Below are 15,047 nucleotides of genomic sequence, written 5' to 3' on the forward strand. Positions count from 1 at the left end.
CGGTGCGGTCGACGGGGTGGCTTGAGACGTTTCCGCAGGTCGGAGAGTTGCCCTCGATCTCGGCGGAACACGATCGGGTGAGATCCGGGCCAAAATGTACGGAAACGCTGTTACCGCACCTCGGTTGATATGACCGAGCCCTCGACCACCCCGCCACGCCGACCCGGCCGACCCGCCGACAGCTGACCCGGCCGACCGTGATCGCGCCGAACCCGTGAACGTGGCGAACCCCCGACCGCGCCGTCCGTCACGCCACCGCGTCTGCGGGATGTGCGCGGACCGTGCCTGCGGCTGTCTGCCTGCACACGAACGGGGAACGTCGGGAGTGCCGCCGGCGTTACCGTTCGTCGTGGACGGTTCGTGGGGATTGATGCGCAGCGCGATGCGGGCTTCCGACGCGCCCAACGCGGTGCGGCCGGGGACGTTGCGGCGAGTGCTCGGCTTCGCCGGTCCGCACCGGGCGAAGTTGGTGCTGTTCCTGCTGCTCACGGTGGTGTCGGCGGTGCTCGCGGTCAGCACGCCGGTGCTCGCCGGACGGGTGGTGGACGCCATCGTCGGCGGGCGGGACGTGTCGGTCGTCGTGTGGCTGGCGGTGGCGATCGCGGGCATCGCGGTGGTGGACGCGGGGCTCGGGCTGGTCGAGCGGTGGCAGTCGGCGCGGATCGGGGAGGGGTTGATCCACGACCTGCGCCGCGCCGTGTACGAGCACGTCCAGCGCATGCCGATCGCGTTCTTCACCCGGACGCGCACGGGCGCGTTGGTGAGCCGGCTGAACAACGACGTGATCGGCGCGCAGCGGGCGTTCACGTCGACGCTGTCGGGCGTCGTCACGAACGTCATCCAGTTGGGCCTCTCCCTCGGCGTGATGTTCACCCTTTCGTGGCAGGTGACCGCGCTCGCGCTGCTGTTGCTGCCCGTGTTCGTGATCCCGGCCCGTCGCATGGGCAGCCGGATGGCGGACCTCCAGCGCGAGGCGGCCACGCTGAACGCGGGCATGACCACCCAGATGACCGAGCGGTTCTCGGCTCCGGGTGCCACGTTGGTGAAGTTGTTCGGCCGACCGGGTGACGAGGTGGCCGAGTTCAGTGAGCGCGCGGCCCGGGTGCGGGACATCGGGGTTCGCACCGCGATGGCCACCCGGTGGTTCATGACCGGCCTCACGCTGGTGTCGGCGCTGGCGCAAGCGCTGGTCTACGGACTCGGCGGCTACCTCGCGCTGACCGGTCACCTGGCCGCGGGCACCGTCGTGTCGCTCGCGCTGCTGCTCACGCGCCTCTACACGCCGCTCACCGCGCTGGCCAACGCCCGCGTGGACGTGATGACCGCGCTCGTCTCGTTCGAACGCGTGTTCGAAGTGCTCGACCTCGAGCCGATGATCGCCGAACCCGACCACCCGCGCCGCGTGCCGGACGGCCCGGTGTCGGTGGAGTTCGACGACGTGCGGTTCGCCTACCCCGCCGCCGACAAGGTCTCCCTCGCCTCACTGGAATCGGTGGCCACTCTGGACACGCGCGGCGGCGAGGAGGTGTTGCACGGCATCAGCTTCCGGGCCGAGCCGGGGCAGCTCGTGGCGCTCGTCGGGTCGTCCGGCGCGGGCAAGTCGACCATCGCCACGCTCGTGCCGCGACTGTACGACGTGGACTCCGGCGCAGTCCGGCTGTCCGGTGTGGACGTCCGCGACCTGTCGTTCGACTCGCTGCGCGGCGCGGTCGGCGTCGTCACCCAGGACGGTCACCTCTTCCACGACACCATCCGGGCGAACCTGAGCTACCCGCGTCCCGACGCGACCGACGACGACCTGTGGGACGCGTTGCGCCGCGCCCGCCTCGATCACCTGGTCGGGTCACTGCCGGACGGGCTCGACACCGTGGTGGGTGAACGCGGCTACCGGCTGTCCGGAGGCGAACGGCAACGGCTCACGATCGCCCGGCTGCTGCTGGCCCGGCCCCGCGTGGTGATCCTGGACGAGGCGACGTCCCACCTGGACTCCGAGTCGGAGGTCGCGGTGCAGGCCGCGCTGACCGAGGCGTTGCGCGGCCGGACCGCGCTGGTGATCGCCCACCGGCTGTCCACCATCCGGGCGGCGGACCAGATCCTCGTCGTGGAGGACGGCCGCATCGTGGAACGCGGCACGCACACCGAGCTGATGGCCGCCGACGGCCGCTACGCCGAGCTGCACCGCACGCAGTTCGACGACACGGCCGTCGACGCCGCGCTCGACCAGGCCGTTCAGAGCGCGCCGAGGAACGTGCCGGTCGCGGCCACGGCGACCTTGGACGACCCGCCGTTCACCACCAGCACCGAGAACGCGAGATCACCCCGGTAACCGATGAACCACCCGTGCGCCTGGGTTCCGTCACCGAATTGGGCGGTTCCGGTCTTGCCTCGCACCGCTCCGTAACCGGCGAGGTCGCGGGCCGTGCCGCCGGTCACGACCTCGCCCATCATCGAGCGCAACGCCCCCGCGACCCCGCCCGGCAACGCCGTCGGCTGTTGCCCCTCGGTCGGGATCTCGCGGATCAGCCGCGGCACGGGCGTGCGGCCGTTGGCGACCGTGGCCGCGACCAGCGCCATGCCGAACGGCGTCGCCTGCACCTGACCCTGGCCGATGCCCGCCTCGACCCGGGCGGGCACCGACTCGGCGGGCGGGACCTTGCCGGTGTTGGTCGTGATGCCGGCGACCGTGAAGTCCGACGCCAGCCCGAAGTACGCGGCGGCCTCGGGCAGCGCCGTCGCCGGCATGGACGCCGCCAGCTCGCCGAAACTGGTGTTGCACGACGCCGCGAACGCCCGGCGCAGCGGCACCGTGCCCAGCTCGAACGAGTCCTCGTTGGTGATCTGCCGCGTGCCGATGGTCGCCTTGCCGGGGCACTCGACCGGCGTGTCGGCCGTCGCCAGGCCGTTGGTCAACGCCGCCGTGGCCGTGACGACCTTGAACGTGGACCCCGGCTCGTAGTGGCCGTAGAGCGCGAGCGGGTCCTGCCCGGCCGTCGCGTTCTGCGCCACCGCGAGGATCTCGCCGGTCGACGGCTGGATCGCCACGAGCATCGCCGCCCGGCCCGCGACCTGGTCGACCGCGGCCTGCGCGGCGGCCTGCGTCCTCGGGTCCAACGTCACCGTCGTCGACGGCGCGGCCTGGGCCTTCTGCTCCTGGAGCACGGTGACCGGCGCGCCGGCCGCGTCCACGATCGCGACCTGCCAGCCCGGCGTGCCCTTCATCGCGCCGACGGCCTGCCGCACCGACCCCATCACCACCGGCGCGAACCCCGGCGGCACCGGCTGCCCGTTGCGGTCGAGCAGCGCGCCGTCGCCGGGCGTCGTGGTGTAGGCGAGGCTCTGGCCCTCGGTGAGCTGCGGGTGCAGCACGGCCGGCGACCAGTGCACCAGCCACCGGTCGCCCGTCAACCGCAGCTCGGCCCGGGTCGCGTACTTCATCGGCACACCGCCGGGTAGCGCCCACGTGACGTCCGCGTCGACCGACGTCGTCGTGGTGCCGTCCGTGACCTGCGGCAACCGGCCGAGCTGCGCGTGGAACGACGCGCCCGGCATGCCCTGCTGCACGCGGGTGATGGTCGTGCGGGCCGCGTCCGCCGCGTCGGTGAGCGCGGCCGCCTGTTCCGCCTGACCGGACATCACCGCGGTGAAGAACTGCTGGGCGACGACGCCGGGAGCGACCCGCTGCGGTCCCCGCTCCGCCTCCGACTCGCCGCCCGACCGCAGCACCATCACGCCGGCCACGATCACGGCGACCGCCGTGACACCCCCGACGGCCAGCACCCAGCGCTTCGTCCTCGTGTTCACGGATGAACCCCCCTCGACGGTCGGAGGCTAACCCGATCGTGTGGAGGATTCGTGAAAACCGTTCAGCCCAGCTGGGGCACCCTGGTCTGGTACTTGCGCAGCAGGTCGGCGTTGGCCGCGTCGCCGCCCTCGACGTTCGCGCTGCGCCACAGCGGCAGGTCCACGCCGGCCTCGGCGGCCTTGTCGAACAGGCGCACCATCAGCAGGTTCCACAGGAACGCGGTCGCGATCGTGGAGATGGCGGCGGTGACCGGGCTCGCGGGCGGGTAGGTCGCGTCGCCGGGCGGGACCAGGTTGTCCAGCACCACGGTGGCGCTCTCGGCGAGGGTCGTGCCCGCGCGGCGGGGGGCGAGGGCGCCGGCCGCGACCGACGTCACCGCCACCACGGGGCAGCCGGCGTCGGCGGCGAGGACGGCGAGTTCGACCGGGTACGGGTTCACGCCCGAGGTGGAGAAGACGAACAGCACGTCGTGCGGGGCCAGGCGCGCGTCGCGCAGGACCTCGGCGGCCAGGCCGGAGCGGCGTTCGGCGGACGTGCTGCTCACCGCGCCGTGCATCGGCAGCAGTTCGGGGTGGTAGAGGGGGCGCACGCAGGCCAGGCCGCCGGCGCGGTAGAAGGTCTCGGCGACGGCGGCGAGGGAGTGGCCGGCGCCGGCGGTGAGCACCATGCCGTCCGCGCGGACGCCGGCCAGCACCAGCTCGGCCACGTCGTCGAGGGCCGCCGCGTTCTGCTGCTCCACCCTGGTCAGGTGGTTGCGCACGACGTCGCCGTAGTCGGTGTCGGTCACGGGCTCGGTCGTCATGCGGTCCTCCAGTGGTCTATACCAAACGCGGTGCCGGGGCCCAGTCCTACCGGATCGTCCCACCGGCCGCCAGGGTGTTGACCTGTGAACATTTTTGATGTTCGAATGAACGCCATGGATGTTGCACGGCGGCACGAGAAGATCCTCGAGCGGCTGCGGGGCGGTGAGCGGGTGGCCGTGAACGTGCTCGCGGAGCTGGTGGGCACGTCGGAGATGACCGTGCGGCGCGACCTCGACGTGCTGGAGCGCGACGGGTTGCTGCGCCGCGTGCGCGGTGCCGCGGTGCGGGTGCTGACGGGGGAGGAGACGCCGTACGCGGCGCGGTCGCGGCAACGACTGGAGGCCAAGCGGCGCATCGCCGCCGCGGTCGCGGCGCTGGTGGACGACGGCGAGACGGTGGTGCTCGACGCCGGCAGCACGGCGGTCGAGGTGGCGCGCCGGCTGACCGACCGGCGGCTGACCGTCCTGCCGCTGTCGCTGCACGCCGTGGACGCGTTGCGGGGCGCGGGGCACGTGCGGCTCGTGCTGCCGGGCGGCGACCTCCGGCCGGGGGAGTTGGCGTTCGTCGGGCCGTTGGCCGAGCACGCGTTCGAGGTCATGCGGTTCGACACGATGGTGCTGGGCAGCTGCGGGCTGAGCGCGCGCGACGGGGTGTCGGCGCACGACCTGGCCGAGGGTGCGGTGAAGCGGGCGGCGGTGGCGGCGTCCACGCGCGTGATCGCGGCGGTCGACGGCTCCAAGTTCGGGCGCTCCGCGTTCGGCCGGGTGTGCCCGGTGGGGGCGATCGACGTCCTGGTCACCGACTCGGGCGCGCCGGAGGACGAGGTGGCGCGGATCCGGGAGGCCGGGGTCGAGGTGCGGCTGGTCTGAGGTCGCGTGCTCGCGGGCGGGCTCGGCGCGGCGGGCGCGCAACGGCGGGGTGGGCGACGGCGGCGCGTGGCGGTGGCAGGGCGGCGGGTGGCGGTGGCAGGACGGCGGGTGGCGGTGGCAGGGCGGCGGGTGGCGGTGGCAGGGCGGCGGGTGGCGGTGGCAGGACGGCGGGTCGGCCCGGCGACGGTGCCGGGGTGGGGCGGGCGGTGTGGTCGGGTGGGCGGTGGCCGGCCAGATCCGGTGGCGAGGCCGGCAACGGCGGCGGGTGGCGAGGTGCAAGGTGGTGAGGTGCGGGGGTGGCGAGGTGCGGGGGGTGGTCGCCGGGGTGTGGGTGGTGGGTGGTGGGCGCTCCGGGGTGGTCGAGGGCTCGGTCATATCAACCGATGTACGGTAACAGTGTTTCCGTACATTTTCGGCCCATGATCACCCGATGGTGTGACCAGGCCCCGCCTCTCACGGGCGGCGGTAGCGGGGTTCCACCGGGGGGAGCGGTTTCTCCGGCAGGCCGGCGTGCGCCTTCATCATCAGGTCGAACCACGTGCGCGCGGGCAGCGTACCGCCGTAGATGTCACCCTCGCCGCACAGTCGCGGCGGGCCGGCGTTGACGCAGATGCCGCTCGGCGACGTGCTGTCGTTGAACACCTGCACGGCGCCCGCGTAGTCCGGCGTCGCGCCCAGGAACGCCGCCGACTTGTACTCCTCCGTCGTGCCGGTCTTGCCCAGCGCCGGCCGGGTCCACCCGAACTGCTTCGCCGACGCCGCCGCGGTGCCCCGGTCCTTGTCGTCCCCGCTCATCCCGACCGCCAGCGCGTTCGCCAGCGCCTCCTCCACCACCTGCTCGCACGGCGGCTCGGTGTAGGACACGTCCTTGCCGTTCCGGTCGGTGATCTTCACGATCGGCGTCGGCCGGCACCACGTGCCGCCCGACATCAACGTCGCCGCCACGTTCGCCAGCTCCAGCGTGTTCGTCGGCGCGGGCCCCAGCGTGAACGACGCGTTCCCGGACTGCTTGTAGAAGTCGGCCTGCGTCACGCGCAGCTCCTTGTGCTTCGACTTGGGATCCGGCGGCACGCCCGCGATGTTCGTCGCCAACGTGTCCCGCATCCCCAGCCGGTACGCCATGTCGACCACCGCGTCCAGCCCGACCTTCTCCTCCAGGATCACGAACGCGGTGTTGGGCGAGGTCGCCAACGCCTCCGTCAACGTCATCCGCGGCGGGTAGTTGCCCTCGTGGTTGCGCATGCAGTACCAGTACGTGAACGGCTCGCCGGTGCCCGGGCAGCCGGGCGCGCCGCCGCGGAACACGTGCGAGGTGTACGACGGGGGCGACTCGACGATGCTGTCGATCCCCACCGTGCCCTTCTCCATCGCCGCCGCGGCCGTGAACACCTTGTAGACCGATCCCGCGCCGAACTTGTTCTCCACGCCGCTCGGCAGGTCGAACTGGGTCTGGAACTGGTCCTGCTTGAGCCCGTAGTCGCGGTTGGCGACCAGCGCCACGACGTCGTGCCGGTCCTTGCCCGGCCGCACGACCGCCATCGTGTTCGCGATGCCCGGCGTGGTCTTCGGCACCTGCGCCTCCGCCGCCTGCTTGGCCTGGACGGTGAGCGTGCGGTCCAAAGTGGTCTGGATCGTGTAGCCGCCGACCTTCAGCTCGTTCAACGAGTAGCCGTTGCGGGTCAGGTGGTTCACCACGAACGAGCAGAAGAACCCGTACTCCGGCCCCGACCCGACGCACCCGGTGGGCAGCGGCCGCACCGGCGTGGCCAGCCCCAGCGGGGCGCGCTTGTGCGCCTCGGCCTGCTCGCGCGACAGCTTGCCGGTCTCCGCCATCAGGTCGATGACCATGTTGCGCCGCTCGATCGCCTTGTCCGGGCGGGCTTCCGGGTCGAGGAACGTCGGGCTGTTGACCATGCCCGCGAGCATCGCGGCCTGCGGCACGGTGAGCTGGTCGGGCGTGGTCTCGAAGTACGCCTGCGACGCCGCCGCGACGCCGTAGATCGTGCCGCCGAACGGCACCACGTCCAGGTACCGCGACAGGATCTCGTCCTTGCTGAGCTGCGTCTCGAGCTGCATCGCGATGCGCGCCTCGCGGAGCTTGCGGGCGATCGTCTGCTCCTGCGCCTGCACCTGCCCGCTGACGTTCTCCCGCTCCAGCACGTGCACCAGGTGGTTCTTCACGTACTGCTGCGTGATCGTCGAAGCGCCCTGCGACACGCTGCCCTCGGACTGGTTGCGGAACGCGGCGCGCAGCGTGGCCAGCCAGTCGACGCCCTTGTGCTCGTAGAACCGGCGGTCCTCGATGGCGACCAGGGCGTCCTTCATCGCCTGCGCCACCTTGTCCGGCGGCGTGAGCACCCGGTACTGGTCGTAGAGGTAGGCGAACGGGACGCCGTCCTTGTCGGTGATGGTCGTCATCAGCGGCGGCGGCGTCTCCAGCATGCTGAGCGTGGTCACGGCGACCTGGTCGCTCATCCGGTTGGAGACGAGGCCGGCCGCCGCGACCACCGGGAGTGCCATCCCGGCGAGCAGCAGGCCGGCCACCAGGCAGAGGCCGGTGAGTTTCGCGAGGGAGGCGGTGCGCATGACCCGGGAGTTACGCTCGGGCGTGGGGCGGAAACCTGCGCCGATCCGGTTTCACCGGAACGCTCGGACAATGCCGCCGCGATGTTTGACCGGGCATTGTTCACCCGTTCGTGGAGGCATTTGTCTACGCGGCGTCGGAGCGGTTGAAGGCGGCGCTGGCGAGGTCGGCCGCGTGCCGCATCGCGGCGGCGTGCAGCGCGGTCAGCGACAGGGCGTCCGCCTGCGCCGCCGGGTCGCCCTCGGCGGGCTCCAGCCGCGACTCCGCGGTCTCGTAGACCACGCACTCGGCGGCCATGCTGAGCCGCCGGGCGAGGAACGCGACCGCGCGCATCAGGCGTTCGGCCTCGGCCTCGGTGATCGGCACGACCCGCGGCGGGTCGGCGTCGACCTCCTCGTCCAGCTCGTGCCGGGTCGCCCGGCACGCCAGGCCGCGGTCCCACAGGCCGGCGGCCTCGTGCAGTGACTCGATGAACGGCTCCCAATCCACTCGGGTCGAGGTCATGGTCCTCACCTTCCAGTGCGTCGCGCTCACCGGGTGAGTGCCCCCGTCAGTGTCGCTTCATGCCGGCCATTTTCCCCCTCGTCGGGAAAATGATCGTCAGCGCAGCGTGCCGGCCGGTCACGTGCTGTGCCGCGAAAGTCTGTATTTGTCATTCTTCCGGGTGGAAAAGGCTTCCTCAGGTTGTCCCGGTTCGGCCGGTGGTAGCCGTTGCCCAGAAGTCACGGCCGCGGCTCGGCGCAGGCCGCCGCGCGAACACGGCTCCGCCCCCACCGGGCGGGGCGGGGAGGGATGTGCGATGCCGGCGCGAACCCTGAGGTGGCGGTCCCGCGTGACCGCGGTGGTGACGGCGCTGGCGTGCCTGGCGGTCCCGCACGTGCCGACCGCGTCGGCCGAGCGGCCCGCCACCGGCGCCGCGGACCACCGGCAGGAGCGGGTGGAGGACCACGAGGCCGGCTCCCAGATCGCCAAGCACGAGGGGGCGACGCCGGTGACCGCGGCCGACCTCGTGGTCGGGGGACCGACCGTCCTGGGCATCGACGTGAGCAGCCACCAGGGCGACGTCGACTGGCCGCACTGGTGGAACCAGGGCGTGCGGTTCGCCTACGTCAAGGCCACCGAGGGCACCGGCTACCGCAACCCCAACTACGGCCAGCAGTACCAGGGGTCCTACGACGTCGGCATGGTCCGGGGCGCGTACCACTTCGCGCTGCCCGACCGCTCCGACGGGGCGGCCCAGGCCCACTACTTCGTCGACAACGGCGGCGGGTGGACCGCCGACGCCCGCACGCTGCCCGGCGCGCTCGACGTCGAGTACAACCCGTACGGCGACGACAAGTGCTACGGGCTCACGCCGGAGGCGATGGTGGCGTGGATCCGCCAGTTCAGCGACACCTACCTGGCCCGCACCGGGCGACCGCCGATGATCTACACGTCCACCTCGTGGTGGGACCTGTGCACCGGCCGCACCGCCGACCTCTCGGGCACCAACCCGCTGTGGGTGGCCCGCTACGCCGACGCCGTCGGCCCGCTGCCGCACGCCTGGGCGGCGCAGGCCATCTGGCAGTACACCTCCACCCCGATCGACCACAACCTGTTCAACGGCACCATGGACGACCTCGTGGCGCTGGCCCGGGGCTGAGTCGTCCGGAACGGCGGCAGCCATGCACATCGACAAGTCCCGAGGCACGACGTTCCCCGTGCGGTGGCGCGGCTACGACCGGCGGGAGGTGGACGGGGCGCTGATCCGCGCGCGGCAGGAGGTCGAGCGCCTGCGCGAGGAGCTGGAGGTGCTCCGGACGGACCGGGACGGCGCCGTGGCCACCGTCGAGGACCTGGTGCGGGAGTTGGAGGACGCGCGCAGCGAGCTGGCCGAGTACCGGGTCCTGCACGCCGGCTACTCGAAGGACAACGCGGTGTCCGGCTGCATCCGCTACCTGATGCACGTGGCCCGGCAGAAGGCCGACGCGTTCGAGACCGACGCGCGGGAGCGCAGCGAGCAGATGCTCAAGCGGGCCGAGGAGGTGGCGCGGCAGCAGGCCGTGCTGCTGGACGAGACCGAGCAGGAGACCCAGCGCAGGCTGGCCGAGGCCGAGCAGCGCGCCCGCGAGATCGTGCAGCAGGCGACCGCGGAGGCGAGCGCCCTGCTGGGCGGCCAGGTCGACGGCCGCGACCGCTGGACGCCGGACACCGAGCCGCCGCTGGACGTGCCGCTGCCCCGCGTCATCTCCGGTCCGCTGCCCGTGGTGCAGCCCGATGCCGAGGAGCAGCGCCCCACCACGGCGTGACGGTCAGCCCGACGCCTCGGCGCACGTGCCGTCGCGCCGGGCCCCGTCCACGGCGACCAGCAGCTCGCCCGGCCGGACGTGCCCCGTCACGCACGCCCGCTCGCCCAGGTGCAGGCTGTAGCCGACGCCGGCCGAGTCCGGGAACGGCTGCACGTACACGTCGTTGGCCGGGTAGCCGGCCGCGGTGAACGCCTCGGCGGTCGCGGTCGCACCGAAGTCGCCCGCGGCGCACAGCCGCTCCAGCGCGGGCCGCACCCGCCCGGCCGCCTCGACGGCGGACCCGTGGTCGCGCGGCGACAGCGGCAGGCGCTGCCGCCGCCGCCGTTCCTGCTCCGCCGGGTCGAGGGGGGCCACGTGGATCTCGGCGTACGCCGAACTCGGCCCGACCGGGGCGACCGCGTCCGCCACCTCGTACCGGACCGCGCACCCGGCGCCCGACGTCGAGGGCGGCACGGCCCCCTGGTCGACGGCCGGTGCGCCACACGCCACCGCGCCGGACACCGCCAGCGCGAGCAACCCACCCCGCAGCAACCCCATGCCCCGAACCCTGGCACAGCGCGCTCGGCTCACGGGGGGAGATCGCGGGGGTGGTCGACATCGCGCCCGTCCGCCACGTCGTCGCACGGCACGTCGAGCGCGTGGTGGGCGCGCAGGTAGTCCCGGGCGCCGGCGTCGCCGACCGCCGCCGCGGACACCCCCGCCCAGTGCCCGACCCCGATCAGCACGGGGTGGCCGGGCGCGCCGTCGTACGAGGCGCGCGCCAGCGCCGCGGGCGACGCCAGCGCGCGGAAGCGCTCCACGGCCGCCGCGGTGACGCCCGGCGTGTCCACCGGCAGCACGACGACCGCCGCCACGTCCGCGCCGGTCAACGCGTCCAGCCCGGTGCGCAGCGACGACCCCATGCCGGTGGCCCAGTCGGGGTTGTCCACGACCACGCAGCCGTCCAGGGTCGCCCGGGCGCGCACCGACGACGCCGCGGCGCCGAGCACCACGACGACCGGCGAGCACCCGGCGTCGCGCAACACCGCCGCGGCCCGGTCCACCCACAGCCCGCCGCCGTGCGACACCAGCGCCTTGGGACCGCCGAACCGCCGCCCGGCGCCCGCGGCCAGCAGCAACCCCGCGACCCGCATGGGCTCACACTAGGGCGCTGTGCCCCTTCAGCTCCTCCCGGTTCGCCACGGCCAGCTTGCGGTAGACCCTGGTCAGGTGCTGCTCCACGGTGCTCACGGTGATGTGCAGCCGCAGCGCGATCGCCCGGTTGCCGTGGCCGGCGGCGGCGAGCGTCGCGACCCGGCGCTCCGAGTAGGTCAACTCCGTCATACGGGAGAACACGTGCGGCGGCGCGGCATCGGTTCAATCAAGACGAGAGGTGCTCGAGGAGCAGCGCCGTGAGCGCTTCCGGGGCCTCCTCCGGCACCCAGTGCGACACGTCCTCCAGCATCTCGAACCGGTAGGGGCCGGTGACCCAGTCGCCGGTGGCCAACGCGGCCGTGGAGCCGAACGCCACGTCCTCCGTGCTCCACACGTACAGCGTCGGCACGGACACCTTCCCCGCCCTGCCGCCCGGCCGCCCCGCCCGGTACCAGTTGAGCGCGGCGGTCAGCGCGCCCGGCTCGGACAGCCGCCGCACGTACTCGTCCACCCGGCTCGGCGGCACCCGCCACTCGAACATCCGCCGCAACGCCGCGGCGTCGTCGGCCAGCATGCGCTTCTCGGTGCCGCTGTTGCGCCACTCGGTCATGTAGCCCGACCGCAGGTGCTGGTCCTCGTCGGTGCGCAGGGCCTCGGCGAACGCGCCGGGGTGCGGTGTCGAGACGACCGCGAGCCGGCGCACCCGGTCGGGGTGCTCCGCCGCGGTCCACCACGCCACCGCGCCGCCCCAGTCGTGGCCCACCAGGTCGAACGACGACCAGCCGAAGTGGTCCGCCACCGCGAGCACGTCGCCGACCAGCTCCTCCACGCCGTAGTCGGCGGCGCGCTCCGGCCGCGCGCCGGGGGAGTAGCCGCGCTGGTCGAACGCCACCGCCCGGAACCCCTCGCGGCCGAGCACCGCCACCTGGTGCTCCCACTCGACGGCGGCCTCGGGGAAGCCGTGCAGCAGCACCACCGGCCTGCCGTCCTCGGGACCCGCCGCGATCGCGTCGAAGTCGCCCCGGTCGGTCCGCACGCCCAGCTGTTCCATCACGGTGCTCCTCAGCCCATCCGCTCCACGCGTTGCGCGGCCATTCTGACGGGGCCGCGGGACCCGGCCCGCCGGCGGTGGCGGGTTCCGCCGCTACTCCGATCCGGTCGAGAAGTACGCCCGGTCGGGTGCCGCAAGACTCGTCGTGGTGTGGCAACGCCGCCCTGTCGTTCCGCCGTTCGGCTTATCCGTCGTCACGGGCGAGTGCTGTGGGGGTCACAGGGAGTCGGATCGTGGTCAGCTTCGTATCAGGAGCACGTCTGCCCGCTCCTCTTCAGTGAGCCGGGATGGGCCGGAGGCAGGACGAGCGTGAGGAGGTCGCCGGATGGTGCAGCACGCATCCGTGCGGGCCGACGTCGAGGTGGGGGTCGGCGCGGTTCGCGACGTCGTGGACGTGCCCGGCCGCCCGGAGGTCAGGCTGGTGGTGGGCGACGGCCCGTCCCGGGGGACCGCCCGGTGGTTGGCCGAGGCCGAGCTGTCCGAACTGGTCGACGAGGCGCTGCTGGGCGACCCGCGCGCCGTCGGCCAACTCCTGGCGCGCATCCAGCCGCTGGTGCTGCGCTACTGCCGGGCGCGCGTCGGGTCCAGGGAGCGCACGCTCGTCTCCGCCGAGGACATCGCCCAGGAGGTGTGCCTGGCCGTGGTGGCGGCGCTCGGCCGGTACAGCTACGAGCCCGGGTCGTTCCTCGCGTTCGTGTACGGGATCGCCGCGCACAAGGTCGCCGACGCGCGAAGACGGGCGGTGCGCAGCCGGGCCGAGGTCGTGCCCGAGCTGCCGGACGCGCCGACCCTGGAGGACGGGCCGGAGCAGCGCGCGATGACCGGCGAGATGATCGGCCACGTCACCGAGCTGCTCCAGCGGCTGCCCGAGCGGCAGCGGGAGATCCTGGTGCTCCGGGTCGCCGTGGGGCTGTCGGCGGAGGAGACGGCGGCCGCGGTGGGCTCGACCGCGGGCGCGGTCCGCGTCGCGCAGCACCGTGCGCTGGCCCGTATGCGCGAGATGTTCGCGGCTGTTGACGGCTGACCGGTCCTGGCATGGTGGGTCCATGGCCGCCACGCCTCCGCCCGCGCCGCCGTCGGACCCCTCGGCCGGTGCGGGTCCGCCGCCGGAGTTCGACGTGCTGCTGTCCGGGACGGTCTTCCTCGACATCATCTTCACCGGCCTGAACCGGCCGCCCGCCCCCGGCACCGAGGTGTGGGCGGAAGGGCTCGGCTCGTGCCCCGGCGGCATCGCGAACCTCGCCGTGGCGCTGAGCAGGCTCCAGCTCCGGACCGCGCTGTCCGCCGCGTTCGGCGAGGACGCCTACGGCGACTTCTGCTGGGAGATCCTGGCCGAGCAGGAAGGCGTCGACCTCAGCTACTGCCGCCGGTTCTACGGCTGGCACTCGCCGGTGACCGTGTCCATGGCGATGGACCAGGACCGGTCCATGGTGACGCACGGGCACCGGTCGCCGGTGTCCGCCGACGAGCTGCTCGACCCGCCGCCGCGGACGCGGGCGTGCTTCGTGCACGTGGGCGCGGACGACGAGGGCTGGGTGATGAAGGCCAAGCGCCAGGGCGCGCTGCTGTTCGCCGACATCGGGTGGGACCGCACCGAGGCGTGGGCGCCCGAGCTGGTGCGGCGGCTGGAGCACTACGACGCGTTCCTGCCCAACCACGCGGAGGCCCAGCGGTACACGCGGTCGGACACGCCGGAGCGCGCTGCGATCGCGTTGGCGGAGCACGTGCCCGTGGTGGTGGTGACGCGCGGTGGCGGGGGAGCGGTGGCGGTCGACTCGGCGACCGGCGAGATGGTGGACGTGCCGGGGCTGAACGTCGCGCCGCTGGACTCGACCGGCGCGGGTGACGTGTTCGGGGCCGGGTTCGTGCTCGGCACGCTGGCCGGGTGGCCGCTGGCGCACCGGGTGCGGTTCGCGAACCTGTGCGCCGCGCTGTCCGTGCAGCACTTCGGCGGGTCGCTGTCGGCGCCGGGGTGGGCCGACATCGCCACCTGGTGGCGGACCGTGTCGCGGCGGCCGGACGAGGAGCTGAAGGAGTACGGGTTCCTGGAGGACGTGGTGCCGAGCCACACGGGGGTGGAGGTCCGCCGGGCCAGCGCGACGATCCGGCTGCGCGCGTCGAGCTGACCGCTCGGGGGCCGCGTTCGGCACCGCCGAACCCCGATCGGCCCCGACGTGCCCGCGACGGACACGGCCGGCCCGGACGCGCTCGCAGCGGACTTGATCGGCGCGGACGTGGTCGACACGCCGTGGGCGTCGGCGGATCACCCGATCGTGATCTTGCCGGCGGGGGAACACCTGTTCGATCATTGACCCGTCGAAGAACCCGACCGGAGCCTCCGCCAGGGCCCGCCGCACGGCCGCCCGGAGGTGAGGTCGATCACCCTCTCGTGCCTGGCGGGGTGCCGCCGTCCGGCCCAGTGGGGTTTGACCACGGGTTCGAGCGGGCAGGAGTAACTTCGACAACCGTCGTCGAAGATCACCCGGTGAACTCCCGCCCGCCGCGGAGCAACCTGC

General features: G+C 73.3%; 15 protein-coding genes. 7 read left to right on the plus strand and 8 right to left on the minus strand.

Annotation, left to right across the window (positions count from 1 at the left end):
- Positions 1 to 349: 349 nt before the first annotated feature.
- Entirely contained in the window at positions 350 to 2,326 is a 1,977-nt protein-coding gene (locus ACWEFJ_RS21430) for an ABC transporter ATP-binding protein (RefSeq protein ID WP_378092257.1), read from the plus strand.
- Here ACWEFJ_RS21430 and ACWEFJ_RS21435 read toward each other — a convergent pair.
- A complete protein-coding gene (locus tag ACWEFJ_RS21435) occupies positions 2,230 to 3,801 on the minus strand; it encodes a penicillin-binding transpeptidase domain-containing protein (protein ID WP_449714796.1) in 1,572 nt (523 codons plus the stop codon). The genes ACWEFJ_RS21430 and ACWEFJ_RS21435 overlap by 97 nt on opposite strands.
- Before the next feature lie 62 nt (positions 3,802 to 3,863).
- Positions 3,864 to 4,604 carry an SIS domain-containing protein gene (locus ACWEFJ_RS21440; RefSeq protein WP_378092253.1) on the minus strand — a complete coding sequence of 247 codons (741 nt, stop codon included), beginning with the start codon at positions 4,602 to 4,604 and terminating at the stop codon, positions 3,864 to 3,866.
- 114 nt (positions 4,605 to 4,718) lie between these two features.
- Between ACWEFJ_RS21440 and ACWEFJ_RS21445 the strand changes: the two genes are divergently transcribed.
- Positions 4,719 to 5,474 carry a DeoR/GlpR family DNA-binding transcription regulator gene (locus tag ACWEFJ_RS21445; RefSeq protein WP_378092251.1) on the plus strand — a complete coding sequence of 252 codons (756 nt, stop codon included), beginning with the start codon at positions 4,719 to 4,721 and terminating at the stop codon, positions 5,472 to 5,474.
- A gap of 453 nt (positions 5,475 to 5,927) precedes the next feature.
- Here the strand turns inward: ACWEFJ_RS21445 and ACWEFJ_RS21450 are convergent, their stop codons facing one another.
- A complete protein-coding gene (locus ACWEFJ_RS21450) occupies positions 5,928 to 8,060 on the minus strand; it encodes a transglycosylase domain-containing protein (protein ID WP_449714797.1) in 2,133 nt (710 codons plus the stop codon).
- Between the two features lie 124 nt (positions 8,061 to 8,184).
- The gene (locus ACWEFJ_RS21455) at positions 8,185 to 8,562 is read right to left on the minus strand and encodes a hypothetical protein (protein ID WP_378092247.1); all 378 of its coding nucleotides are present in this window, start codon (positions 8,560 to 8,562) and stop codon (positions 8,185 to 8,187) included.
- A 295-nt stretch (positions 8,563 to 8,857) separates the two neighbouring features.
- Between ACWEFJ_RS21455 and ACWEFJ_RS21460 the strand changes: the two genes are divergently transcribed.
- Both ACWEFJ_RS21460 and ACWEFJ_RS21465 read left to right on the plus strand, forming a co-directional pair.
- Positions 8,858 to 9,700 carry a lysozyme gene (locus ACWEFJ_RS21460; protein ID WP_378092245.1) on the plus strand — a complete coding sequence of 281 codons (843 nt, stop codon included), beginning with the start codon at positions 8,858 to 8,860 and terminating at the stop codon, positions 9,698 to 9,700.
- 22 nt (positions 9,701 to 9,722) lie between these two features.
- Positions 9,723 to 10,346: a hypothetical protein gene (locus ACWEFJ_RS21465; protein WP_378092243.1), complete on the plus strand. Its 624-nt coding sequence runs from the start codon at positions 9,723 to 9,725 to the stop codon at positions 10,344 to 10,346.
- A gap of 3 nt (positions 10,347 to 10,349) precedes the next feature.
- Here the strand turns inward: ACWEFJ_RS21465 and ACWEFJ_RS21470 are convergent, their stop codons facing one another.
- The 4 genes from ACWEFJ_RS21470 to ACWEFJ_RS21485 are packed head-to-tail and all read right to left on the minus strand — an operon-like array spanning position 10,350 to position 12,531.
- Complete coding sequence (locus ACWEFJ_RS21470; RefSeq protein WP_449714798.1) at positions 10,350 to 10,883, minus strand: hypothetical protein; 534 nt, start codon at positions 10,881 to 10,883, stop codon at positions 10,350 to 10,352.
- Positions 10,884 to 10,912: 29 nt separating this feature from the next.
- Positions 10,913 to 11,479, minus strand: a complete 567-nt coding sequence (locus ACWEFJ_RS21475; protein ID WP_449714799.1) for a nucleotidyltransferase family protein — start codon at positions 11,477 to 11,479, stop codon at positions 10,913 to 10,915.
- Between the two features lie 4 nt (positions 11,480 to 11,483).
- Complete coding sequence (locus ACWEFJ_RS21480) at positions 11,484 to 11,669, minus strand: helix-turn-helix domain-containing protein (RefSeq protein WP_378092237.1); 186 nt, start codon at positions 11,667 to 11,669, stop codon at positions 11,484 to 11,486.
- A 37-nt stretch (positions 11,670 to 11,706) separates the two neighbouring features.
- Positions 11,707 to 12,531, minus strand: coding sequence for an alpha/beta fold hydrolase (locus tag ACWEFJ_RS21485; protein ID WP_378092235.1), 825 nt, complete (start codon positions 12,529 to 12,531; stop codon positions 11,707 to 11,709).
- A gap of 325 nt (positions 12,532 to 12,856) precedes the next feature.
- Between ACWEFJ_RS21485 and shbA the strand changes: the two genes are divergently transcribed.
- From shbA to ACWEFJ_RS21500, 3 genes are read left to right on the plus strand one after another with little or no spacing between them, the layout of a single operon-like run.
- Complete coding sequence (gene shbA / locus ACWEFJ_RS21490; protein WP_378092233.1) at positions 12,857 to 13,555, plus strand: RNA polymerase sigma factor ShbA; 699 nt, start codon at positions 12,857 to 12,859, stop codon at positions 13,553 to 13,555.
- Between the two features lie 22 nt (positions 13,556 to 13,577).
- Positions 13,578 to 14,657: a PfkB family carbohydrate kinase gene (locus ACWEFJ_RS21495; RefSeq protein ID WP_378092231.1), complete on the plus strand. Its 1,080-nt coding sequence runs from the start codon at positions 13,578 to 13,580 to the stop codon at positions 14,655 to 14,657.
- A gap of 48 nt (positions 14,658 to 14,705) precedes the next feature.
- Positions 14,706 to 14,843 (plus strand): hypothetical protein, encoded by a 138-nt coding sequence (locus ACWEFJ_RS21500; protein ID WP_449714800.1) that lies wholly within the window; start codon positions 14,706 to 14,708, stop codon positions 14,841 to 14,843.
- Positions 14,844 to 15,047: the final 204 nt, after the last annotated feature.

The organism is Actinosynnema sp. NPDC004786, from assembly GCF_053601135.1.

What these genes read in the sequence shown, in the direction of transcription:
- ACWEFJ_RS21440 (WP_378092253.1), bottom strand. Translation starts at nt 4,604, where the DNA reads ATGACGACCGAGCCCGTGACCGACACCGACTACGGCGACGTCGTGCGC.
- ACWEFJ_RS21445 (WP_378092251.1), top strand. Translation starts at nt 4,719, where the DNA reads ATGGATGTTGCACGGCGGCACGAGAAGATCCTCGAGCGGCTGCGGGGC.
- ACWEFJ_RS21450 (WP_449714797.1), bottom strand. Translation starts at nt 8,060, where the DNA reads ATGCGCACCGCCTCCCTCGCGAAACTCACCGGCCTCTGCCTGGTGGCC.
- ACWEFJ_RS21455 (WP_378092247.1), bottom strand. Translation starts at nt 8,562, where the DNA reads ATGACCTCGACCCGAGTGGATTGGGAGCCGTTCATCGAGTCACTGCAC.
- ACWEFJ_RS21460 (WP_378092245.1), top strand. Translation starts at nt 8,858, where the DNA reads ATGCCGGCGCGAACCCTGAGGTGGCGGTCCCGCGTGACCGCGGTGGTG.
- ACWEFJ_RS21465 (WP_378092243.1), top strand. Translation starts at nt 9,723, where the DNA reads ATGCACATCGACAAGTCCCGAGGCACGACGTTCCCCGTGCGGTGGCGC.
- ACWEFJ_RS21470 (WP_449714798.1), bottom strand. Translation starts at nt 10,883, where the DNA reads ATGGGGTTGCTGCGGGGTGGGTTGCTCGCGCTGGCGGTGTCCGGCGCG.
- ACWEFJ_RS21475 (WP_449714799.1), bottom strand. Translation starts at nt 11,479, where the DNA reads ATGCGGGTCGCGGGGTTGCTGCTGGCCGCGGGCGCCGGGCGGCGGTTC.
- ACWEFJ_RS21480 (WP_378092237.1), bottom strand. Translation starts at nt 11,669, where the DNA reads ATGACGGAGTTGACCTACTCGGAGCGCCGGGTCGCGACGCTCGCCGCC.
- ACWEFJ_RS21485 (WP_378092235.1), bottom strand. Translation starts at nt 12,531, where the DNA reads ATGGAACAGCTGGGCGTGCGGACCGACCGGGGCGACTTCGACGCGATC.
- shbA (WP_378092233.1), top strand. Translation starts at nt 12,857, where the DNA reads ATGGTGCAGCACGCATCCGTGCGGGCCGACGTCGAGGTGGGGGTCGGC.
- ACWEFJ_RS21495 (WP_378092231.1), top strand. Translation starts at nt 13,578, where the DNA reads ATGGCCGCCACGCCTCCGCCCGCGCCGCCGTCGGACCCCTCGGCCGGT.